Origin of the sequence: Sorangium sp. So ce362, assembly GCF_051519845.1 — a bacterium.
Lineage (GTDB): Bacteria > Myxococcota_A > Polyangia > Polyangiales > Polyangiaceae > Sorangium.
Genome location: NZ_CP150332.1, coordinates 10,144,035 through 10,165,514 on the forward strand (window position 1 = coordinate 10,144,035; position 21,480 = coordinate 10,165,514).

A 21,480-nucleotide genomic window follows, 5' to 3' on the forward strand; every position below is an offset into this window, starting at 1 on the left:
TGATGAACGCCTCGCCGCGCTCGCTTCCTCCAGCCTGGTCACGCTGGTGCTCGATCCGGAGCACCTGCGCTTTCGCTGGACCAGCGCCGCGGCGCGAGGCACGCCTGCCGCGAGGCATGTGAGCTCCAGGACGAGGTCGGGCGCGACAGGTAGGCGGTAGGTCGCAGCGAGAGCGGCGTGGGAGTGCCTTGGCCAACGGGCCGATGTTCAACGTAAACGAAGCATCGCTGAACGCAGCGGCGAGGCGGACGTTGGAGGCGATGATGAAGAGCGGATACGAGTTTCAGAGTGAATTCGCGCGCAGCTACGTGGCGAAGGGCGTGGAGAAGGGTCGGCAAGAGGGGAGCGTCGAGACCAAGGCACACGACGTGCTCGCCGTCCTCGAGGCCCGCGGGTTGGAGGTGCCCGCCGAGGTGCGGGAGCGCGTCCCCGCGAGCACCGACCTCGCCGAGCTCGATGGCTTGCTCCGTCGTGCCGCGGTCGTCAGCAACGCCAGCGAGCTCCTCGCCACGACCGCCTCCTGAGCGCGCAGGCATCAGGAAAAGGCGTCGAGCGCGCCTCCCGCCCCGTACCTTCGAGAGCCCTCTCGTGGAGCCCCGTGCCCTGATGTCGGGGCACACGGCCCCTTGCGTCCCTTGTGCCCTTGCGGTCCTCTTCCCGTCTGCTGATTTTCTCGGGATTTCAACGCGATCGGTGCTCTACCATGGCGCCGATGTCGCTCGACCCCCGGCGCATCCTGCCCATCGCGGACCGGCTCCACGCGGAGCCCGGCCATGCAGGCCGGGATGTGACCATCGCCTTCCTCGACGCCGGCTTTTACGCCCACCCGGATCTCGTCACGCCGCGCAGCCGCATCCTCGCCTACCACGACATCTTCGCCCCCGAAGCGGACATCTCCGCGCTCGAGCGCCCTGACGTCTCGTCGTGGCACGGCATGATGACCTCGGTGGTCGCCGCGGGGAACGGCGCGCTCTCGGACGGGCGCTTCCGCGGGCTCGCCTGGGAGGCGAACGTCGTGCTGGTCAAGGTCGGCTCGGCGCACCGCATCGTCCACGACGACATCCGCAGGGGCATCGCGTGGGTGATCGCCCACCGCGAGCAGTACGGGATCCGCGTGCTCAACATCTCGTGCGGAGGCGATTACGAGGAGTCGTACCTGACCGGCAGCCTGTCGCGCGCGGCCGACGACGCGACCCGGGACGGCATCGTGGTCGTCGCCGCCGCAGGCAACGCCGGGCACGATGCGGCGCACAGCGTCCTCCCGCCGGCCAGCGCGCCGAGCGTCATCGCGGTCGGGGGGCTCGACGACGGGGGCGCCGGGGACCGGACGTGGCACTACCACTCGTCGTACGGGCTCACCCTCGACGGGCTGCAGAAGCCGGAGCTCATCGCGCCGGCGATCTGGCTGGCGGCGCCCATCCTGCCCGGGACGCCGACCGCGGCGCAGGCGCAGCTCCTGTCGCGGCTCGACGGCGCGCCGGACGACGAGCTGCCGGCGCTGCTCGTCGAGCACGCATGCGTCGATCCGGACCTCGACGCCGTCGCCGGGCGCGAGCCGTACCTCGTGCGCCAGCTCGCGGCGGCCAAGCTGCGCGACCAGAAGGTGATCTCCGGCCACTACAAGCACGTGGACGGGACGAGCTTCGCCGCGCCCATCGTGAGCAGCGTCGTGGCGCAGATGCTGGAGGCGAACCCGCGCCTCTCCCCGCAGCAGTGCCGGCGCATCCTGATGAAGACCGCGCGCGGGCTGCCCGGCATCCCGCTCGAGCGGCAAGGCTGGGGCGTCGTGCAGCCCCGCGCGGCCGTGGCCGCGGCGCGCGCCGCCTGAGCGGGGCCGCCCGGCACCGGCCGCAGCGCGCGCCGACCCTCCAGGTCGAGCGCCGGACAGGCAGGCCACCCCGCCCGGCTGCCGGCACCCCCCGGCGGAGCCTCGGCACGGGCGGCACAAGGAGGCCCCCGGAACCGTGCGCCCACGACACATCGGCGATCGCCTCGCGAGGGCGCAAACGCGGGCGCGAGGCCCGCGCGCCGCCTCATCGAGCGCCCCCGCCGGCGCCGGGCGCGCGCGTCCTCGGGCGCGCACGCCCGGCGCCGGACGCGAGCCCGAGCTCGATCATCGTCAGGCAGACGCGGCCAGCCGGGGGGAATACCTTGCGTACCCCGTCGCCGGCCGGTAGCTTCCGAAGCGCCTCAAGGCTCGTTCGTCCTCGACCTCTGATCCGGCCGCCTGCTGCAACGTGGTTGCCTCTTCCGAACGTGGGGTGACGGCTGGTCGTCGGGGAGTGTTTTCGCGTGCGGCCCGCGGCACGATCCGGGCCGTTCGCGAGGGAAGCGGGGATCGTGCAACGGGATTGGCGGCAGACATGAGCAAGCGGCTTTATGTGGGGAACCTGGCGTTCCATTCGACGGAAGACAGCCTACGCAGCGCGTTCGAGGCGGCAGGTGTCGAGGTTCTGTCGATTCAGTTGATGACGGACCGGATGACCGGGCAGTCTCGCGGTTTCGGCTTCGTTGAGGTGAGCGATGCCCAGGCGCAGGCGGCCATCACCGCGCTGCACGGCAAAGACCTCGACGGCCGCACGCTGACGGTCAATGAGGCGCGCGAGCGCACCGGCGGCCCCGGCGGCGGGGGCGGCGGCGGTGGCGGCTTCCGTGGCGGTGGCGGCGGGGGTGGTGGCGGCCGTGGCGGCGGCGGCGGTCGTGGAGGTGGCCGCGGCGGCGGCGGCGGCGGGCGCGACCGCTGGTAGCCCCAGCGCGATAGGGGCCCCCCGGCGCACCGCCGCGGGGGCCCGTGCTGCGTCCTCCACATCATCGGCAACATCGACGACGCGGGGGACGGCCAGGCCGGAGAGGCGCCCCGGGGACGCCAGGAGACGCGAGGACCTCTCGCGCTCCCGGCGCCTCGGCGCGCTGTCTCTTCGGGCCGCCGCGCGCGCTGGGGCCGCGCGTCAGCGATCCCTTGCGGGATCCCTGACGGGCCGAGCTAGCTGGCGCGCTGCGCCGCGGGGCGGCGGAACGGCGAGCGGCCGGCGAAGACCTGGCCGTCGCCGAGCGCGTACGCGATCCGGAGCAGCTGGTTGTACTTCGCGACGCGATCCGAGCGGGACGCGGAGCCGGTCTTGATCTGGCCCGCGTTCGTCGCGACCGCGAGGTCGGCGATGAACGTGTCCTCGGTCTCGCCCGAGCGGTGCGAGATGATCGACCGGTAGCCGCCCTCGCCCGCCTGGCGGATACAGTCGAGCGTCTCCGTGACCGTGCCGATCTGGTTCAGCTTGATGAGGATGGCGTTCGCGAGGCCGTCCTCGATGCCCTTCGCGAGGCGCGCGGGGTTCGTCACGAAGAGGTCGTCGCCGACGAGCTGGACCTTCTTGCCGAGCCGCTCCGTGAGCAGCCGCCAGCCCTTCTCGTCGTTCTCGGCGATGCCGTCCTCGATCGACACGATCGGGAACGCCTTGCTGAGCTCCTCGTAGATGGAGACGATCTCCTCGCGGGTCTTCTGCTGCTTGTCGAAGGTGTACCGCTCGGTCTTCGCGTCGTAGAACTCGCTGAGCGCCGCGTCGAGCGCGACGCCGACGTCCTCGCCGGGGCGGTGGCCGGCGGCCTCGATGGCGCGCACGACGTACTCGAGCGCCGCCCGGTTCGACGGGAGGCGCGGGGCGAAGCCGCCCTCGTCGCCGACGGCCGTGACCATGCCGTCCTTCTTGAGCAGCCCCTTCAGGGTGTGGAAGATCTCGGTGCCCGTGCGCAGCGCCTCGGCGAACGACGCGGCGCCGTAGGGGACGATCATGAACTCCTGGATCTCGAGGCCGTTGTCGGCGTGCATGCCGCCGTTCAGGATGTTCATCAGCGGCGTCGGCAGGACGCGCGCCGAGGCGCCGCCGAGGTAGCGCCAGAGCGGGAGGTCGACCGTGTCCGCGGCGGCGCGGGCGGCGGCCATCGAGACGGCGAGGATCGCGTTGGCGCCGAGCTTCGACTTGTTCGGGGAGCCGTCGGCCTGGATGAGCACCCGATCAAGCTCGGCCTGATCGAGCGCATCCATCCCGAGGACGGCCGGACCGAGGACGGTCTCGACGTTCTTCACCGCGGTGAGCACGCCCTTGCCGAGGAAGCGCTTCTTGTCGCCGTCCCTGAGTTCGACGGCCTCGTGCTCGCCGGTCGACGCGCCGCTCGGCACGGCCGCGCGGCCGGTGCCGCTCAGCGTGGTGACCTCGGCTTCGACGGTGGGGTTGCCGCGCGAATCGATGACTTCGCGCGCGATGACGCTCTGGATCTCCGACATGACCTCTCCTCAAGGGACCGCTTCCTCGCGACCCCGGCAGCTCTCGAGGGGGCTCGAGAAGCGGCGGGAGCATAGGCGCGCGCCCCCCCGGTTGTCGACGCTCCGGTGCACCCGCGGCGCACGGCGCCGCCGGGCCGCAGGGCGCGCCTCGCCGTTGACGCGGGGCCGACACGCGCCTGGACGGGGCCCGCGCCCCGTCGATCCGGGCGCGAGCGCAGGTGCGCACGCGCGCCCGGGTCGACGGTCGGTGCGCGCCTGGCGTAAGCTCGCGACCGCGTGGAAACCTCCATCGGCGTCTTCGGTGAGGAGATGCTCCTCTGGCTCTGCATGCTCCGCCAATCCCCGCGGCGGCCGCCGGCCGATCACGTGCTGCGGCAGGCGAACCTGCTGCTCGAGGAGCTCAAGGGGTCCAAGCTCGCGCGGGAGATGCCGATCGCCTCGGTCGACGACGGCATGTTCGCGCTCGCGGCGTTCGCGGACGAGCTCGGGATGTCGCTGCCGGACCTGCGGCCGGTCTGGGCCCAGCGCCCGCTCCAGGCGGCGCGGTGGATGACGAACAACGCGGGGGTCGAGTTCTTCGAGCGGCTGGAGCGCGTCCGCAAGGGCCCGCTCGTGGTGATGGCGACCTACGCCTGCGTGCTCGGGCTCGGCTTCCGCGGCCGCTACGGGCTGCCGGGGCAGAGCCCCGACGACCTGCTGCGGATCCGCCGCGACCTCTCGCTGAGCCTGGGCGTGGATCCGGACCGGGACTGGAGCGGCGGGGTGCTCCGGCCAGTGAGCGTCGAGGGCGTGGCGGTCCAGCACCTCCCCAACCTGCCGCTCTGGCAGTCCGCGCTGGTCGGGCGTGCCCTGGCGGCGCTCGTCGCCGTCGCCGGCGCGGCCGCGATCGCGTGGACGATCGCCCAGAGGGTCGGATGAGCGGCTCCTTCGTCTACGAGCTGGCGAGCGTCCACGCGCTGGTCCAGCAGGCGAACCCGGACAGCGACCAGGGGATCTACGCGGTCCCCTGCTACCTCGTGCTGGGCGAGCCCGGCTCGGGCCGCTCCACGGTGATCCGCTCGATGAACCTCACCTGGTCCCCGGGCGGCGCCCCGCTCCCGATCGGCGTGCCCGGGGCGCGGTGCTCGTACTGGCTGGCGAAGGAGGCGCTCTTCATCGAGCCCGAGGCGTCGGTGCTCGGCCCGCGGCGGGAGCCGGCCGAGCTCGCGCAGCTCTGCGACGAGCTGCTCCGCTCGCGGAAGCGCGAGCCGATCGACGGCATCCTCCTCGTCCTGAGCATCGCGGAGTTCATCGAGCTCGACGAGCCGGGGATCGAGGCGTACGCGAACCGCATGCGCGCGTACCTCATCGAGGTCGGCCGCGCGCTGCGCGCCGACGTGCCGGCCTACGTGGTGCTGTCGCGCTACGACACGCTCTGGGGCTTCGCCGAGGTGTTCCAGTGGACGCACGAGCGCGGGCGCGAGGAGCCGTGGGGCTTCACGCTCCCGCTCGAGACGAGCCCGGACAACGCGGTCCCGCGGATCCTCCAGGAGCTCGAGGGGCTGAACGCGCGGCTGGAGTCGTATTGCCTGGCGCGGGTGAGCTCGGAGGACCCGCCCGACGCGCGGATGCGGGCGTTCCAGCACCTGGCCGAGGTGCGGGCGCTGATGGCGCGGCTGCGGCAGCTGTTCGGGGCGCTCGCGATGGCGAACGCGTTCGAGCGCGCGCCGTGGCTCCGCGCGGTGGCGATCGGCAGCGCGCTGCCCGGCATGGGGGACCGGCTCCGCGCGGGGGTGACGCGGTTCATCAACATGGGGCTGGCGCAGCCGCCGAACGCGGCGGTCGCGCCGCGGCCCGGGGGGCTGCCGATCCACGCGACCATGAGGGCGGTGGTGCTGCCGGAGCGCGACATCGTGCCGCTCCGGCCGCGGTGGCGGGACGACCGGTTCACGCTGTTCTGCTTCGTGGGCGGGCTCTTGCTGCTGCTGGCGGCGGGGGTGACGGAGCTGATCCTGCGCCAGCTGGGGTGACCGGCGTGGCTCGGGGGCCCCGCGCTCCGCGCCGCGCCTGCTGAGGCGGAGCGCCGCCCGCAGCAGGGCCGCCAGCGCCGCTCGTCCGGTTGACAGGGCGTGTGGACGGCTCATACGCACATCAGTACAACCGCGACACGCCGTACAGCGCCATCGTCCAGGCGTTCGACGCGCTCATCAAGCAGCTCCTCTCCGAGAGCGAGGAGCGGATCACGACGTGGCGCGGCGCCATCCTGGATTCGCGAAGGGGAGCGTGGAGTCGCTCTTCTTCTGCGGCGCGTACCGCGACAACGAGGTGAGCCCTACCCACCCCTTCCTCGTCGCGCTGGAGGAGCTCGAGAGGAGCGGCCTCGGGGTGCGGAGCATCGTCCTCGAGCCCCTCGGGCTTGCCCACCTGATCGAGTTCGTCAACGACAGCCTCCAGATCGGCGACGGCGGCGCCCTCGCGGGCGCGGTCCTGAAGAAGACCGGAGGCAATCCGTTCTTCGTGAAGCAGTTCATGAGGCACCTTTACGACGCGCAGGTGCTTGTCTTCGAGCCGGCGAGCGGATGGGGCTGGGATCTGCGGCAGATCGAGCGGCTGGAGTGCACCGACAACGTCCTGAGCCTCATGACGGAGACCCTCCGGCGCTTGCCGCAGGCGACGCAGCGGGTGCTCCGGCTGGCCTCGGCGATCGGGAACACGTTCGAGCTGGACGTCCTGAACACCGTCAGCGAGCGCGCCCCCGAGGAGACGTACGCGAGCCTCGACCACGCCCTCGGCGAGGGCTTGATCGTGAGCGCGAACGAGCAGTTTCGCTTCGCGCACGACAAGATCCAGGAGGCCGCGTACTCGCTGATCCCGGAGCGCGACAGGCCGGCGTTCCATTACCGGATCGGGCGGCTCTTGCTCGGCAAGCTGCGCTCCGACGCGGGGCACGACCTGTTCGACGTCGTCAATCACCTGAACAGCGCGGGCGAGCTGATCCATGCCCCGCAGGAGCGCATCGAGTCGACCAGGCTCAACCTCCAGGCCGCCGGGCGAGCCGAGGAGTCGGCGGCCACAAGATCCAGTGATCAGCGAGCACGCCGCCGGAGTCTCAGGCGATAACCGAGCAGGAGCTCGACGAGGTGCGCTCGACGGGTCAGTTCCAGCCTTTCGAGAAGGAGCTCTTCCGGAAGGACGGCAGCCGCGTCCCGGTGCTGCTCGGCGGGGCGCGATTCGAGGGGTCGGATGACCAGGGGGTGGCGGCGTTCGTCCTCGACGTCAGCGAGCGCAAGCAGGCGGAGGAGCGCCAGAGGCTCCTGCTGAACGAGCTGAACCATCGGGTGAAGAACACGCTGGCGATCGTGCAGGCGATCGCCGTGCAGACGCTCCGCATGGCGGACTCGCCCAGGGCGTTCACGGACGCGTTCCTGGCCCGGCTCCTGGCCCTGTCCCAGACCCACAACCTGCTGAATGAGACCTCCTGGCTGGGCGCCGGACTCCGCGACATCGTGTGCGCCGAGCTGGCGCCGCACGCCGACTGCGACGCCGAGCGCGTCCGTGTGACCGGCGAGGACGTGCGCCTCCGGCCGGAGGCGGCGGTGACGCTCGGCATGGCCTTCCACGAGCTGGCGACGAACGCGGCCAAGTACGGGGCGCTGTCGCAGCCGTCCGGCCGCGTGGCGGTCACATGGAACGTAAGCGCACAGGGGCACGAGCCGCTGCTCTGCCTGAAATGGCAGGAGACGAACGGACCGCCTGTCCGGCCGCCGCGCCGCAGGGGCTTCGGCTCGCGCCTGATCGAGCGAGACCTACAGCGCCAGCTCACCACGGAAGTGCGCCTCGACTTCCTGCCCGAGGGCGTGCGCTGCGTGATGTACCTGCCGCTGGAGCGCGTGGTCGCAGGATGACCCCGGATCCGGAGAGCCCGAACGAGCTGCAGGGGCTGCGTATCCTCATCGTCGAGGACGAGCCCATGATCGCCTCATCGCTGGAAGATGTCTTGACCGATCTCGGCTGCGTGGTGATCGGCCCGGCGTTGAACATGCGGGACGCGATCCGCCTGGCCCGCGAGGCGGAGATGGACGGGGCGAGCCTGGACATCAACATCGCCGGCGAGAAGGTCTATGCCGTGGCCGACATCCTGAGGGAGCGAGGCATCCCGTACGTCTTCATGACCGGGTACGGCAAGGCAGGGCTGCGCGAGTCCGATCTCGGCCGTCCGGTGCTGCAGAAGCCGTACAGCCTCAACCGTTTCGTCGAGATCGTCCTGCGGTGGCGATAGCCGGGCTCCCGGGCGCGGCGGTGGCCGGATTTGAACATGAAGGTGGGAGGGGCGCATCGCATCGGCGCGCCCTTTCGCGAGGGCGCTGGCGGCATTACATTTGTGATGGCTACTGGATGGTTCCTGATTGAAAGGAGGTTCCCATGGCGGAACAGCAGCGTCAGCAGGCGGGTCAAGAAGTTCCTGTGGCCAGGTCGCAGCAGGGCAAGCCCGGCAGCCAGGCGACGAGCCAGACATCGTCTCAGGGGGCCGGTGGTCAGTCCACCGGGCTGCAGCGCCAGCAAGGGGGTGGTCAGCTGGGGCAGTACGGCGCGGCGGGCGGGGTCTTCAGCCCGTTCACGATGATGCGCCGGGTGATGGAGGACATGGATCGCATGTTCGAGGACTTCGGCATCGGGGGGATTCTGTCGCCGTTCAGGCAGCCCCGTGCGATCGAGCAGGGCGGCGAGCGGGCTCTCTCGTCCTTCGGTGGCGGACTCTGGTCGCCGCGCATCGAGGTGGGCGAGCGCGGCGGGCAGCTCGTCGTGAAGGCCGATCTCCCGGGCGTGACGAAGGATGACATCCGGGTGGCGCTCGAGGACGACGCCCTGATCATCGAGGGCGAGCGCCAGCAGGAGCAACAGGAGCAGCGCGAGGGCGTGAGCTACAGCGAGCGCAGCTATGGCTCGTTCATGCGCTCCATCCCGCTGCCCGAGGGCGTGCAGCCCGACGACGTGGACGCCAGGTTCGAGAACGGCGTCCTCGAGGTCTGCCTCAAGCTGCCTCAACAGCAGCAGCGCGGCCGCACGGTGGAGATCAAGACCGGCGGCGGGTCCACGGCGCAGATGGCCGGCGGACAGGGGACGAGCGCGGGCGGCGGCGAGAAGGCGTCCGAGAAGTCGAATCGGCCCAGCTGATCTGGGCCGGCGTCATTCACCGGGGGGCGGCGGCGCGCCGCCCCCTTCCCGCGGGGTATCATCACCGTCATGCCCGTCTTCTGGCTCGACGCGTAAGCAGTCGCGATCTACGCGCTAGGGCTCGGGGCGGCCATCCGGCACTGGCAGCACGTGGATATCATCCCTAGTCGGGTAGGCCGGGGTCGACTACCCCCCGGCCCCCCACAGATCCGGACGTGCGGAATTCCCGCATCCGGCTCTTCGGGACACGGGTTCGCTACGAGCGGGCAGGAGCGGGGTGCGTGATGCGCGGCCGCGGAAGGGGGTACCTCTCCAGCGATCGGTGCATCCGCTCCCAGGTCATCTTGGCGTTCTGCGAGCGGCGATCGAGCCACTTGCGCCACACCGCCACGACCTCCCAGGCGAAGCGACGGAGCGCCTCCGAGTTCCCGGTGATCCCGTAGTACTCGTAGTGACCCCGCAGCTTCATGGCCAGGCCCTCCTGCTGGCTGCTCAGCTCATCGTGCATGTGGTCCCTGCACCACTCCGCCACGCGCCGCAGCGCGCGGCTGAAGCGGTCCTTGGCGGTCCTGCGTTTGATCGCCCAGTTGCCTCGCCGCGACCTGCCCCAGTGATGCATGAAGCCGAGCAGCTCGAACGTCGACGGCCACATCGGCGACGCCCCGCCGCTCGGCGGGGGTCTCTTCGGCGGCCGCTGGAACGGCAACAGGCGCGTCTTGTCCGGGTGCAGGCTCAGCCCGTACTTGCCGAATCTCTTCGGTAGCACGGCCATCACCCGGCGCGCGTCTTCTTCCACTTCGAACAGCAGCACCGCGTCGTCCGCGTAGCGGATGAGGTGTACCCTGCCTCGAAGCCGGGGTCGGACGTCGCGCTCGAACCACGTGTCGAGCACCTCGTGCAGGTAGATGTTCGCCAGGATCGGCGAAACCACGCCGCCCTGCGGTGTGCCGGCCTCCGGGTAGCTGAGGCTACCGTCTTCATGCACGCCCGCGTGCAGCCACTTGCTGATGAGACGGAGCAGCACGCCGTCTCGTACCCTGCGGCGCAGCGCATCCATCAGGTGCTGACGGTCCACCGTGTCGAAAAACTTTCGGATGTCGACCTCGATGACCCATCCGCCCGCCATCTCCATCGCCTTGTCCCAGAACGACGCGAGCGCTCGGTGTGCCGAACGGCCGGGCCGGAAACCGTACGAGCAGTCAAGAAAATCCTGCTCAAAGACGGCCTCCAGCACCATGGCCACCGCGCGCTGCAGGATCTTGTCCTCAAAGGTCGGGATGCCGATCGGGCGTGTTTCCCCGTTGCCCTTCGGGATATGGACCCGCCTCACCGGCGGCGCGCGGTACGTGCCCGCCTTGGCTCGTTCCAGCAGCGACCGGAGGTTGTCCTCCAGTTGCTCCGCGTACTGCTCCGCGGTCTGCCGGTCCACGCCGGGCGCGCCGTCCTTGCGCGTTCGCCGGTAGGCTTCGCGCATCCAGTCCAGGTCGATGTGATGGGCGAGCGTCGTCAGCACCATGGTGGGTGCCTGCCGCGCCAGCTCCGCTATTCGTTCGAGTTTCGTGCAGACGGTTTCGGAGCCCGATGTCTCCTTCATCTTTCCCTCCAACGATCCCGTGCCCCGGTGCTCCCCTTCCCTCCACGGGGTCCCTCGGGTTGGTTCCCCCGCTTCCGCGGTACTACGAGTGCACTCCGACTTCCCGTCGCCCCCGCTCCGCTCGCTTGCGCTCCGCTCGGCGGTTCCACCTCTCGGTGGAGGCGGCGGGACCTCCCAGGTTCCTCGGGAAACCCTTGCGTACGTGCCCTGGTCTCTGACCCCGGTGGGTCGCCGCGCCAGGCCCTGCGAGTGGGGGCTACCCGGGCTCGCTCTTGACGCGACGATGTTGCCTTCCGCTACGCTCACGACGTCGGCCCCACGACTTCCGTTCTTTCGAGGCTCTATCCCACGGCCCGCACGCTCGCTGTCTACGCTTCGCGCCGCCGGTCACCCAGCGCCACGCAAGACTCGCTTCCGGCTGGTGGGCCAACCTTGCCGGGCGGGACTCTCACCCGCCGGGTTTCTTCGCGAAGTTTCAGCTGATCGCATCCTCCTCGCCCAGGCTTGGCCTGGCGCACGAGCGACAAACGGGTTGAAAGTGCCTGAAAGGCGCAGAATTTCGAACCGCCAAGAACGCCAAGAACGCCGAAAAGAGAATCCCATCTTGGCGTCCTTGGTGTCTTGGCGGTTTATTTCTCGCTTGATCAACGTGATCGGTGCCCTAGCGGGAGCCGGGTCCCAGGACGAGGCGTGAAGCACGGAGCTCCAAGGCGCCGATCGGGAGCCGTGACTTCGGCCTAGGACGTCCGCCGGGACGGCCGGCGGTGTTTCAACTCCGGCCGGGACCTCGAGCGAGGCCGCGGGGGGAGTTGCAACTCCGGCCAGGACCTCGAACGAAGCCGCGGGGGGAGTTGCAACTCCGGCCAGGACCTCGAACGAAGCCGCGGGGGGAGTTGCAACTCCGGCCAGGACCTCGAACGAAGCCGCGGGGGGAGTTGCAACTCCAGATCGCCTCGTTCGAGCATCCCGGACCTGAACAGGTGGATACTATCCACGGATGTGCCGTCCGCTACACCGGTAGCGGCGTCTCGGTGCCCCGGGTCGCCGGTGGCGCCCCGCCACCCGCGCCGGGCGTCGCCCCGCCGCCCGCGCCGGGCGTCGCTCCGCCACCCGCGCCGGGCGTCGCCCCGCCACCCGCGCCGGGCGTCGCCCCGCCGCCCGCGCCGGGCGCCGCATCCCCACCCGCGGGCGCCGCCGGCTCCTTCTTCGTCCTCTTCCGGCCCTGGCCGACCCGTCCGACCACGTAGAGCGACGGAAAGCGGGCCTCCCGTTGGGGATCATACCGCAGGAAGCGCAGCCCGAGCTCCTGCACCTCGATATAGAGCGGCTTGGCGAGCGTCCACGCGCGCTGGAGCAGGTCGTAGGCCTCGCGTGCCTTGGGGCTCAGCGCCGCGCCGAGGACGGTCAGGATCTGGGACGCGAGCCGCCGGGCATCGGCGAGGTCGGTCGCGCGGTAATGGATCGGGTCCTTGGACACGATGTCATGCTGGGCCTGGTAGATGTCCGCGTAGCCGAGGAGGTCGTACGCGCGATCGAGGTAGCCGGTGCCGGCGCTGAGGCGGCGGAGGACGGGGCCGAGCTCCGGGCCGTCGCCGAAGAAGTGCTCGCAGACCTTCTGCAGGCGGGACTCGACCTCCGCCGACTCCTTGTCGAGAGCCGCCGACAGCTTGGCGCCGCTGGTGAACGCGCCCGCGGCGTCCGCCTGCCGATAGGCGTGGAGGAGGATGAGCGCGAGCGCCTTCAGGTGCTCGAGGTTATCGAGCTGGAACTCCCCCTGCGCGGCCGCGCCTCGGTACAGCGCGACGAGCGGCGGGGCCTGCGTGAGCGCGTGCACGGTGAGGAGGGCGCGGCTGGCCGACTCGACGTCGAGGCGCGGGACTTCCAGTCGATCCGGCGTGATGGCGGTGAGGCGCGGGCGATACGCGGCGACGAGCTCCTCGGCCAGCTCGGGATCGTAGCCGTGGGGCTCGGCCACGAAGCCCGCGAGCTGGGCGGATAGGGTGGTGACCGCGGACGGCGCGAACGCCAGCGGGTCGGTGCCAGGAACGAAGACGGACGCCGGGCCTTGCCGGCGCGAGGTTTTGTTGTTGGTAGCCATGATCAAGCGAGGCTACGGGCGAAGTGGCTCCGTGGGGAACCGCCGAGCACGATCCCGACGCCGCGCGGACGCGACCAGACGCGCGGGCGGACGCGCCTTCTCGCCCCCCTTTCGACCGCCTGGACGTTCAAACGGTCCGCGCGCCGGGCACGGCGTCGGCCACTGGCCGAGCACGGGCGCGTCGCGCGCTGGCGGGAGCCGCGCTCGAGCGCGGGTTCGGGTGTCGATCATTCGCTCTGCCTCATCGTCTTCCAAGTCGCGCCGGAAGCGCGCGAGCAGGCCTTTGATGCTCACCACGACCCCACTCTCTGGGTAGAGATCTCCCCGACTTCCCGAAGCCTCATGGCGTCACGCAGCGCGCCGATGGCCTTTGTGCGTCGCTTGTAAACCGTGGAGAGAGGTAGCCCTGCGTCTTCGGCTATCTTGGCCATCGGGACGCCGTGCAGGTCGTGTGCCACGAGAACGAAGCGCAGATCCGGATCGAGATCGTTCACTGCGTCCATGGTGCTGGCCCTGACGTTGTCGGACTCCATCGCGGTGGCGGCATCCGGCGCTGGGTCGAACACCTCGATCAGATCGACCAGCACCTCCCCGCGGTGCCGCGCACGCTCGTGGTAGCGGGCGGCGACGTGTACAGTGATCGCGTTCAACCAGCGTTCCGGCCTGCCGCGCTTCGGGTCGAACCTGGGCCAGCTCTCCCAGGCGTTGACCCAGACTTGGCCCGCGACGTCGCCACGATGGCACCGAGGGACCCCCAGCCTCGCCAGCCAGCGCGGCACGGCACGGACCAGCATCGGGCAGAACAAGCGCGCGTGCGCGGCGGCGCGCTCGTCTTCATTCAGACGCTCCATGGCTTTGCCCCCGTGGGCGATCCGGCGCCCTATGATGATAGTTCGGCCCATGCCAACGGAGGCGTTGAGCGGCTGTCGATGGTCAGCGGGCTTTCCCGCGGGTATTCGCCGCCGCGCCGAAACGTCAGCCAAGGCCGCGCTCACCCATGGCTCCCTACTCCTGGAAGTGTCGTGTTCAGCGGAGAGCGCTCGACGTCCTCCCAATCGGGAGCGTTCGCCGAGCTGGACCCACCTTCGTCACCCTGTAGCGGGAAGCTCGTCAGAGCGGCGGCGCGACGCGCGAGTTCAGCTCCCGACGCCGAGCGAGCAGCGAGCGGCGACCGAACTCGCGGCTGTGAAGGCGGCGGGAGCTTCGCCCGCGGGCTCTTCGCGGTGAAATCAGGAGGCGGCACCACGGGCGGAGGAACGTCGAGCGCGCGAGGAGGTATCGCGGGCCGAGTCGGCGGCACCGAGCTCGTCCCCGGCGACGCCGCGGGACGCGTCGAGCTCTCGCGCTCGGTGCTGGGCTCACCGATCCGCATCACCACCGTTTCCTCCGCGTCCGTTCGGCGGTCGTCGCGCAGCCGCCACAGGCGCTCCCAGTACCGCGCAGGCGTGCCGGTGAAGGTTTCCAGCTGCCGCGCGAGGCCGGGCGTCACGGGGAGGTCGCTCCTCAGCAGCCGCTCCACCTCCCTTGGTTCCAACCCCGTGCTCTCGGCCAGCTTTCTCCTCCACGAAGGCATCGTCGCGCAGAACGACTCGAGGACCCTGCCTGGCCCGGGGACGGGGCGCGCGCGGGCGTCTGTCAGCTCCGCGAGCGCCGCGTCGACGTGACAGTCCAGAAGGCGCCGGTATCGATCACGCTCCCCCGCGGCCTGCTCCTTCGCATCGGTGAGGGCTGCCTCCTCGTCATCATGCGCGTGCTCGCGCGCCTCGCGAAGCCCGCGCTCGCGTCCCAGCGCTTCGCGCGCGGTGACCGCGAAGCCGATCGCCACGCAGGCTATCATCGCGAGCCCGAGCGGCGAAATGAGCCACATCGCACCCAGTAGATCCTCCGTCGTATTCATCGCCTTTCGTCTCCTGGACGTGATCGTTCTTGTCGGGAACAAGGCGGATCTTCGCCTTGTGCTGTCCGAAGACATCACCAGGGTCACCGCCTGCTAGCTGCCGAAGGACAGCCGAGGATTCAGCGAATCTGCCGGAGGAGTGCTTCGCGCTCGGCGGCGAGCCGCCCGCGGGGGAACTCCCGCGCGTGGGTGTTCAGCAGCCGGAGCGCCTCGAGGTTGGCCGTGGCGTTGCGGGCCTCGATGGCCCTGCGGGCCTGGTTGATCAGGCTCCTCTCGCGCTCGCTCCCAGTCGGTCGAACGACGCTCGCCGGAGATGCGGGCCGGCGAGCGGTCGTCGTCGAGGGAACGGGCGTGCTGCTCGCCACCGCCTGCGCGCGCGCGCTTCCTTGCTGCCTCGGCGACGACATCTCGCGCGCGATCGGCGCGGCCGGTGCCGCGGCGCTGTGCGCGCGTTCTCCACCGGCGGGCGCCGCGGCGCCGTGCGCGCCGTCTCGCGCAGGGGACGCCGCGGTGTCCTGCGCCGCGGGCCGGGTGGCAGGGACCGCCACCGCCCCGAGCCACGATCGCAGGTCAGCCTGGGGCGGCGCTGACGAGACGACCGCGCCGGCCAGCACGACGAGCGCGCCCTGAACGAGGATCCTCACGCCCAGACGGCGCAGCGAGGCCACCCACGACGCGCGACGGCCGAAGCCCAGCGCGAGCGGCACGCAGGCGCTGTCGTCCCTTCCCTGAGAGCGCTGCTGATCCTGCCACCGCTCCCGCTGCACCCGGAGCGCCTTGCGCGCCCGCCAGTGTCGCGTCCTCACCGTGGCCAGCGGGAGTCCCTGCTCGGTGGCGATCTCGGCGAGCGGGACCTCTTGCAGATCGTGCTTGATCACGAGATCCCGGTACTTGGGATCGAGTTGGTCTATCAGCTGCCGCGTGAACTCTTCCCGCTGCCGTCTCCGCAGCAGCTCTTCCGGCGTGGGGCACTCGTCTCGTACCTCGCACTCATCGAACGACGTCAGCACCTCGCCGCGGCAGCGTGCGTCACGGACGTGATTGCGCGCCTGGTTGATGGCGATCGTGACGCGGTACGGGGCTGGGTCTCCCCCCGGGTCGAGCCGCTTGTCGGCCTCCAGCCCCCGCAGCAGCGCTTCCTGAGCGATATCCTCGGCGTTTCGCGCCGGCACACCGTGGCGCCGGGCGAGGCGCCGGAAGAGCTCGAAGCCGGGGGAGACGGTCGCTGGCTTGTCCACGGTCAGCAGCACACTTGAGCCGGCCCAAACGCTTCAAAAAAATAGAACCGAGGAGCAACTTTGGTCGGACGATGTGCCCCAGGGTAGCATCATCAGTTACACAACTCGGGGCTCGCGGACGGCTGAGCGCATTCCGTCGTCCGGCCGCCAATTCTCGCCTAAACGGTCGAGACGTCGGGGTTTCCGCCGGTTGACGCCGAGCGGCCGGCGTCAGTACCGTCACTGGATGCGTCACATTGCGCATTCGCTCTCGATTCTTCTCGCGCTCGGGGCCGCGACAGGCTTCACGAAGTCTGCCAGCGCCGACGATGTCCCCCCGAAGGCGCGACAGGCTTCACGAAGTCTGCCAGCGCCGACGGTGTCCGCCCCGAAGGCGAGGGACAGTTCATCGGTGAAGGACCCTGTTCGCCGTGGTCGGCTAGCGCGCAATGCCGGGCGCTGGATCGAGGCACACGCTGCCTACAAGGCTGCTTTCGAGGCCGCGGACCCGACGACCAGCACCGAGCGAGAGCGGGCGGAGATCGCCGGCGAGCTCGGCCTTTGCGAGGTCGCGTTGCACAGGTACCGCGACGCGGCCGAGCACCTTGCCAAGAGCCTCGAACAGCGCGAAGCGCTGCCGGAAGCGCTCGAGCGGCGATTCGAGGCAGGACAGCGCGAGGCAGCGAAGCGCGTCGCCACGCTCGCGCTCTCGGTCGATCCGCCTGACGCCGAGGTGCTCATCGGTGGCGAGCGCATCGGGAGGACCGCGCGCACTTACACGCTCTTCTTCGAGCCGGGCAAACACGTCATGGTGCGGGCTCGGGCACCGGGCCACGCAGACGCGTTTCAGGGTTTCCTCGGCGTGGTGGGCGCGGAGCACCAGATGACGCTGGAGCTGCCGCGTGCGGCGGCGAGCAGCGCCAAGGAGGCGAGCAGCGCCAAGGGCACCGCGCCGGCGACGCCGACCCCTCGCGCACGTTCCCCGCTGCGCGCGCAGGCTCCCAGCCCGTGGGCCTCCTGGCCGGGGACGCTGCGCATCACGGGGATCGCCGTCACGACGGCCGGCGTGACGGTGGGCACCCTCCTCATGATCCACGCGGGCAAGCTCGATGACGACCTGAGCGCCCGGCGAAACCGGCTCCAGAGCGAGCCGTCATCGAGCGCGTCGATGTGCTGGCAAGCGCCTCGGAGCTCGCCGTGTGGCGAGCTGGCGCGCCTGCAGGACGCGCGAAACCTGTTCGGTCGCGCCGGCCTGGCCGCGGCGATCACGGGCGGTGTCGTCGGTGCCGTGACCGCCGCGTCGCTCTTCACGGACTTCTCTTTCCTGGCATTCAAGCCGGCGCGGGATCGGGTCAATGTCTCTCCCGTGGCGAATGGGAACGAATTTGGGGCGCGAATCGAGGGGGCATGGTGACCACGCGGGGGGCCGAGAGAATGAGTTCGCTGGTAGACCGAGGCGCCGTGACGTCGGTCGTCGCTCTCGCGGTCTGCGTGTGGGCGGCTAGCACGCTGACAGCTTGCGCTAGCTATTCCGATGATTGCGCGGAAAAGCTGGCGTGTTCTCCCGATCCGGAGCCTCCGCCCGACCCGTGCGCGGGAGTGCCCGGCACAGCGCCAGCGCTCGACCAGTGCGGAGTGTTTGTCAGCGAGCAAGGTGACGACAAGAACGCTGGCACGAAGGACGCGCCGGTGAAGACCTTGCAACACGCGGCCGGCCTCGCCGCGCAGGTTCGCGACAACGGCCAGGCGCCGACTCGGCGCGTGTACGCGTGCGGCGGGGTGTTCGAGGAGGCCATCTCGCTCCCCCAGGGGGTCGACCTCTGGGGCGGCCGTCTGTGTGCCGGCGGCGACTGGTCCTACGGAGGGCCGCTCGACGGGCAGCACGCCTTGACCGTCATCGCGCCGCCCGTGGGGATCCCGGTGCGGGTCCTCGGGGGGGACGACGCGGTCCTCGCGGGGGAAGACGCGACGTCGGTGATCTTCGGCGTGCGCGCCGTGGCGGCCGACGCCTCCGCGAGCGACGGCAAGTCGTCGATCGCGATGGTCCTGAGCCATGGGGCCAGGGCTATCGTGCGGGCAAGCGAGATCTTCGCAGGCGACGGCAAGGATGGAGAGCCGGGCGAGGACGCGCCGAGCTTCCGCGCGAACGCCGGCGTGGTGGGGAACAACGGCGCGGACGCCTGCACCGCGGACGCGGCGCTGGGCGCCCTTCCGGTCGTGACCGTGTGCGGCGATGGCATCGAGTCGACGGGGGGCTACGGGGGCGACGGCGGCCTCGAGACGGGCGGCGATGGCGCTTCAGGACTGCCGGAACCGGTCGGGAATCCGGACGAGCGCGGCCTGGGCGGCTTCGGCGCGTCCAGCATGGCGTGCAAGGACGGCGAGCCGGGGGCAGCCGGCGCCCCTGCGGAGCGCGCTGCCGGAGCGCTTGCCGATGGCCTCCTGGGCGTCGACGGATGGGTCGGCGTCCGCGGGAAGGACGGGAAGCTGGGCGGCGTCGGGCAGGGCGGTGGCGGGGGTGGCGGCGGCAAGGGGCGCGGCGACTTCATGAACGCGTGTCCGACCGGTCGGCCTCAGGGCGGTGCGGCCGGCGGATCGGGCGGCAGCGGCGGGTGCGGTGGCGAGGGCGGCAAGGGGGGCGACTACGGCGGCGCGAGCATCGCGATCGTGGCGCTGTACGGGAGCGACCTCACGGTCGTGGACAGCAAGGTCCTCGGGGCCAAGGGCGGCGATGGTGGGGTCGGCGGAACGGGCCAGTGGGGAGGCCCGGGCGCTCCCGCCGGACACGGCGGACGCGGTCTTGTGGCCGACAAGTCGGTTGGGTGCCGCGGCGGCGATGGCGGCCGAGGCGGCCGCGGGGGCGATGCCGGCGGCGGCCTCGGGGGCCACTCGCTCGGCATCGGATCCGTGGGCGCCTCCGTGACCCTTCTCCCGGATGCAACGGTCTTGCCCGGAGAAGCCGGCACCGGGGGGCTCGGCGGCAATGCAACCCCGGAAGTCCTGTTCGGCAAGGGGAACGACGGGGCTGCGCTCTTCTGGTACAGGTTCGATGAGCAAGATCCGGAAGCGCCTCGATGAGCCGGCCTGCGCAGGCGGCGCACGTCAGGACACGCACATGAAGAAGACCTCCGCTGCACCCTTCGTCCTTCTGTTGTCGCCGTGGGCCACCGGCTGCGGGACCGTGCCCGACGTGAACGACGCTGGCGTGATGCCTTGCGAAGGCGCATCGTGCGAGGACGAGCCGCCTCCGGAGTCGGTCTGCGTCGAGCACGTCGCCGCCGATATCCTCGACGACGGTTGCGGCGTGTTCGTCGCCGGAGCCTACGGTTTTGGCGACGACGGGAACCCCGGCACGAAGGCGAAGCCGGTGTTCACCGTCGAGCGCGCCGTCGAGCTCGCGCGCGCTGGACGAGGGCGCGTGTTCGTCTGCAACGACGGATTCCGGTTGCATCAGGTCAGGCTGCCCTCCGGCGTGGATCTCCTCGGGGGCTTCGACTGCCGGAAATGGGTGCGCAGCGATCTACCCAAGCGGTCCTCGTTTTTTCACGATCCGGTCCCCACTCCCATGGTGATCATCGAGCCCGCGGGCCCGGAGGACAGGGGGGCCGCGGACGGGGTGTCGACGCTCGCCGATCTCTACATCCAGGCCTGGGGACCGACCGGCGTGCTCGCTCAGTCCAACACGGTGGTGGAGATCCTGCGGAGCGAGATCTCCGTCAGCAATGGATCGGGAGGCGCCGATGGCGAGGAGTGGCCGTCCAGGCTACCAGACGGACCGGATGGCAATTTCGGTGGGGACGCGTGCTCGGCGACACGCGTCGCCGGCGGGCCTGCGTCCGTGAACCGGTGCGAGAACGGGCTCACGAGCGTCGGCGGCAAGGGAGGGGACGGCCTGTCCGACAGCGCCGAGGATGGAGGCGACGGGGAGCCCGCCTACGCTTCGCCCTCGCGCGGCGGTATCGGGGAGCGGGACAACGTCAGTTGCTCCATCGGATTCACTGGGGGCCCGGGGGCTCCTGGAACGCAGGGTGCGCCCGGCAAGGGCATCGGGCGCCTCACCGAGACAGGATGGGAGGGCGACACGGGGGGCGAGGGCACCTGGGGCACGCCGGGCCAGGGCGGCGGCGGCGGTGGCGGTCGCTGGGGCGGGCTCGCCCTGTGCGGCGTGGCCTCCAAGGGAGGCCCAGGCGGAGGCTCGGGCGGGGCCGGCGGTTGCGGGGGCCGCGGGGGCCGCGGGGGAGCGGCCGGACTGCCGTCCATCGGCGTCGTCGCGCTTCACGCCCGGGTGACCGTGCGCGACACAAAGATCACGGCGGACGATGCCGGCTGGGGCGGCGACGGCGGGGAGCCCCAGGACGGCGGCCGAGGCGGCAGAGGCGCGCCGGGCGGAGTGCTGGCGGATGAACTCGCCGCCTGTTTCGGCGGCCGGGGCGGCCAAGGAGGGCCCGGCGGCTACGGCGGCCCAGGGCGCGGCGGCGACTCGATCGGCATCGCCTACCTCGACGAGGACAAGCTCACGCTCGAGGGCGTCACCATCGAGACCGGACAGCCGGGCAAGGGCGGGACCAGCTGGAACCACGATGGCACGACAACGATGGGGCCGAGCGGTGAGGCCCACCCGACGCTTCGCTTCCCCGAATAGCCGAAGCCACGTCAGCGGGGTACGTGGCCGCGATCTCTTCTGCTATCGCCGCCGGTTTCTCGTCCGCCTCGCGTCCCCTGTTTTAATGCGACTCTGCGAAGATAGCGGAGGCAGCCTGCTCGATCTGCGGTTTGTCGTAGACGATCTGCCCCGTGTCGTTCCTGCGATAGAGCTGGAACGCCTGGACCGCTCCCCCCGAGGCGAGCTCCACGACGGCATGGATGGCGTCCACGTCCTCCGATGCGCCTCGTTCGCGGACCCGTACGTCTCGATAGAGCGCGACAGCTCGGAGCTTCTCGGCCGCCGCGCGCTGCCGGAACGCGGTCGTGAGGAGCGTCCAGCCGTCAACACCGCCGTCCGGCGCCACGCCGATGGCATACTTCCCGGCGGCGTCGACCGCGATGGAACCGGGGAGAAATGTTCCCTGTTGCTCCAGAGCACTCTTTGCGACGTCGAGTACCAGCTCGACGAGACGCGAGAGCTCGCCCATCCTTTCGCCATGTTCATTGTTCATAGACGATGTGTCCCGATTCTGATGGCTGATGGCGGCCTCGATGGAATACCGCGAGCCGCGACGCAGAGCGAACAGATCCTTCACG

General features: G+C 70.7%; 19 protein-coding genes. 13 read left to right on the forward strand and 6 right to left on the reverse strand.

The genetic code is table 11. The features are described 5' to 3' along the window. The first annotated feature begins 260 nt into the window (after positions 1 to 260). From WMF17_RS39110 to WMF17_RS39120, 3 genes are all read left to right on the forward strand, one after another. Positions 261 to 524: a hypothetical protein gene (locus tag WMF17_RS39110; protein ID WP_437646132.1), complete on the forward strand. Its 264-nt coding sequence runs from the start codon at positions 261 to 263 to the stop codon at positions 522 to 524. Between the two features lie 188 nt (positions 525 to 712). Then, positions 713 to 1,828, forward strand: a complete 1,116-nt coding sequence (locus WMF17_RS39115) for a S8 family serine peptidase (RefSeq protein ID WP_437646134.1) — start codon at positions 713 to 715, stop codon at positions 1,826 to 1,828. Between the two features lie 535 nt (positions 1,829 to 2,363). After that, positions 2,364 to 2,747 (forward strand): RNA recognition motif domain-containing protein, encoded by a 384-nt coding sequence (locus WMF17_RS39120; RefSeq protein ID WP_437598538.1) that lies wholly within the window; start codon positions 2,364 to 2,366, stop codon positions 2,745 to 2,747. A gap of 236 nt (positions 2,748 to 2,983) precedes the next feature. On the opposite strand, the gene eno is transcribed toward WMF17_RS39120, so the two are convergent. After that, positions 2,984 to 4,279: a phosphopyruvate hydratase gene (eno, locus tag WMF17_RS39125; RefSeq protein ID WP_437598540.1), complete on the reverse strand. Its 1,296-nt coding sequence runs from the start codon at positions 4,277 to 4,279 to the stop codon at positions 2,984 to 2,986. 276 nt (positions 4,280 to 4,555) lie between these two features. Between eno and WMF17_RS39130 the strand changes: the two genes are divergently transcribed. The 6 genes from WMF17_RS39130 to WMF17_RS39155 all read left to right on the forward strand — a co-directional run bounded on the left by WMF17_RS39130 (position 4,556) and on the right by WMF17_RS39155 (position 9,433). Then, entirely contained in the window at positions 4,556 to 5,197 is a 642-nt protein-coding gene (locus WMF17_RS39130) for a DotU family type IV/VI secretion system protein (RefSeq protein WP_437646136.1), read from the forward strand. Next, complete coding sequence (locus tag WMF17_RS39135) at positions 5,194 to 6,288, forward strand: type VI secretion system protein (RefSeq protein ID WP_437598542.1); 1,095 nt, start codon at positions 5,194 to 5,196, stop codon at positions 6,286 to 6,288. The genes WMF17_RS39130 and WMF17_RS39135 overlap by 4 nt, the downstream gene beginning before the upstream one ends. Positions 6,289 to 6,505: 217 nt before the next feature. Further along, entirely contained in the window at positions 6,506 to 7,378 is an 873-nt protein-coding gene (locus tag WMF17_RS39140) for an ATP-binding protein (RefSeq protein WP_437646138.1), read from the forward strand. A gap of 20 nt (positions 7,379 to 7,398) precedes the next feature. Beyond that, positions 7,399 to 8,163 carry a sensor histidine kinase gene (locus tag WMF17_RS39145; protein ID WP_437646140.1) on the forward strand — a complete coding sequence of 255 codons (765 nt, stop codon included), beginning with the start codon at positions 7,399 to 7,401 and terminating at the stop codon, positions 8,161 to 8,163. Continuing rightward, a complete protein-coding gene (locus tag WMF17_RS39150; RefSeq protein ID WP_437646142.1) occupies positions 8,160 to 8,537 on the forward strand; it encodes a response regulator in 378 nt (125 codons plus the stop codon). Before WMF17_RS39145 ends, WMF17_RS39150 begins: the two co-directional genes overlap by 4 nt. A gap of 143 nt (positions 8,538 to 8,680) precedes the next feature. After that, positions 8,681 to 9,433: an Hsp20/alpha crystallin family protein gene (locus tag WMF17_RS39155; protein ID WP_437646143.1), complete on the forward strand. Its 753-nt coding sequence runs from the start codon at positions 8,681 to 8,683 to the stop codon at positions 9,431 to 9,433. A 256-nt stretch (positions 9,434 to 9,689) separates the two neighbouring features. Here the strand turns inward: WMF17_RS39155 and ltrA are convergent, their stop codons facing one another. The 3 genes from ltrA to WMF17_RS39170 form a co-directional block, all read right to left on the reverse strand. Then, a complete protein-coding gene (gene ltrA / locus WMF17_RS39160) occupies positions 9,690 to 10,949 on the reverse strand; it encodes a group II intron reverse transcriptase/maturase (protein WP_437643507.1) in 1,260 nt (419 codons plus the stop codon). A 1,087-nt stretch (positions 10,950 to 12,036) separates the two neighbouring features. After that, positions 12,037 to 13,125, reverse strand: coding sequence for a hypothetical protein (locus WMF17_RS39165; protein ID WP_437646145.1), 1,089 nt, complete (start codon positions 13,123 to 13,125; stop codon positions 12,037 to 12,039). A 290-nt stretch (positions 13,126 to 13,415) separates the two neighbouring features. Beyond that, positions 13,416 to 13,976, reverse strand: coding sequence for a sigma-70 family RNA polymerase sigma factor (locus WMF17_RS39170; RefSeq protein ID WP_437646147.1), 561 nt, complete (start codon positions 13,974 to 13,976; stop codon positions 13,416 to 13,418). A 951-nt stretch (positions 13,977 to 14,927) separates the two neighbouring features. Between WMF17_RS39170 and WMF17_RS39175 the strand changes: the two genes are divergently transcribed. Beyond that, complete coding sequence (locus WMF17_RS39175) at positions 14,928 to 15,119, forward strand: hypothetical protein (RefSeq protein ID WP_437646149.1); 192 nt, start codon at positions 14,928 to 14,930, stop codon at positions 15,117 to 15,119. A gap of 22 nt (positions 15,120 to 15,141) precedes the next feature. Here the strand turns inward: WMF17_RS39175 and WMF17_RS39180 are convergent, their stop codons facing one another. Then, on the reverse strand, positions 15,142 to 16,260 hold the full coding sequence (locus WMF17_RS39180) for an RNA polymerase sigma factor (RefSeq protein WP_437646151.1): 1,119 nt from the start codon (positions 16,258 to 16,260) through the stop codon (positions 15,142 to 15,144). Between the two features lie 226 nt (positions 16,261 to 16,486). On the opposite strand from WMF17_RS39180, the gene WMF17_RS39185 reads away from it, so the two are divergent. From WMF17_RS39185 to WMF17_RS39195, 3 genes are all read left to right on the forward strand, one after another. Next, the gene (locus WMF17_RS39185) at positions 16,487 to 17,653 is read left to right on the forward strand and encodes a hypothetical protein (RefSeq protein WP_437646153.1); all 1,167 of its coding nucleotides are present in this window, start codon (positions 16,487 to 16,489) and stop codon (positions 17,651 to 17,653) included. A gap of 275 nt (positions 17,654 to 17,928) precedes the next feature. After that, positions 17,929 to 19,317, forward strand: a complete 1,389-nt coding sequence (locus tag WMF17_RS39190) for a hypothetical protein (protein WP_437646155.1) — start codon at positions 17,929 to 17,931, stop codon at positions 19,315 to 19,317. A gap of 37 nt (positions 19,318 to 19,354) precedes the next feature. Then, positions 19,355 to 20,881 (forward strand): hypothetical protein, encoded by a 1,527-nt coding sequence (locus WMF17_RS39195; RefSeq protein WP_437651441.1) that lies wholly within the window; start codon positions 19,355 to 19,357, stop codon positions 20,879 to 20,881. Between the two features lie 82 nt (positions 20,882 to 20,963). Here the strand turns inward: WMF17_RS39195 and WMF17_RS39200 are convergent, their stop codons facing one another. Further along, entirely contained in the window at positions 20,964 to 21,479 is a 516-nt protein-coding gene (locus WMF17_RS39200; RefSeq protein WP_437646157.1) for a hypothetical protein, read from the reverse strand. Position 21,480: the final 1 nt, after the last annotated feature.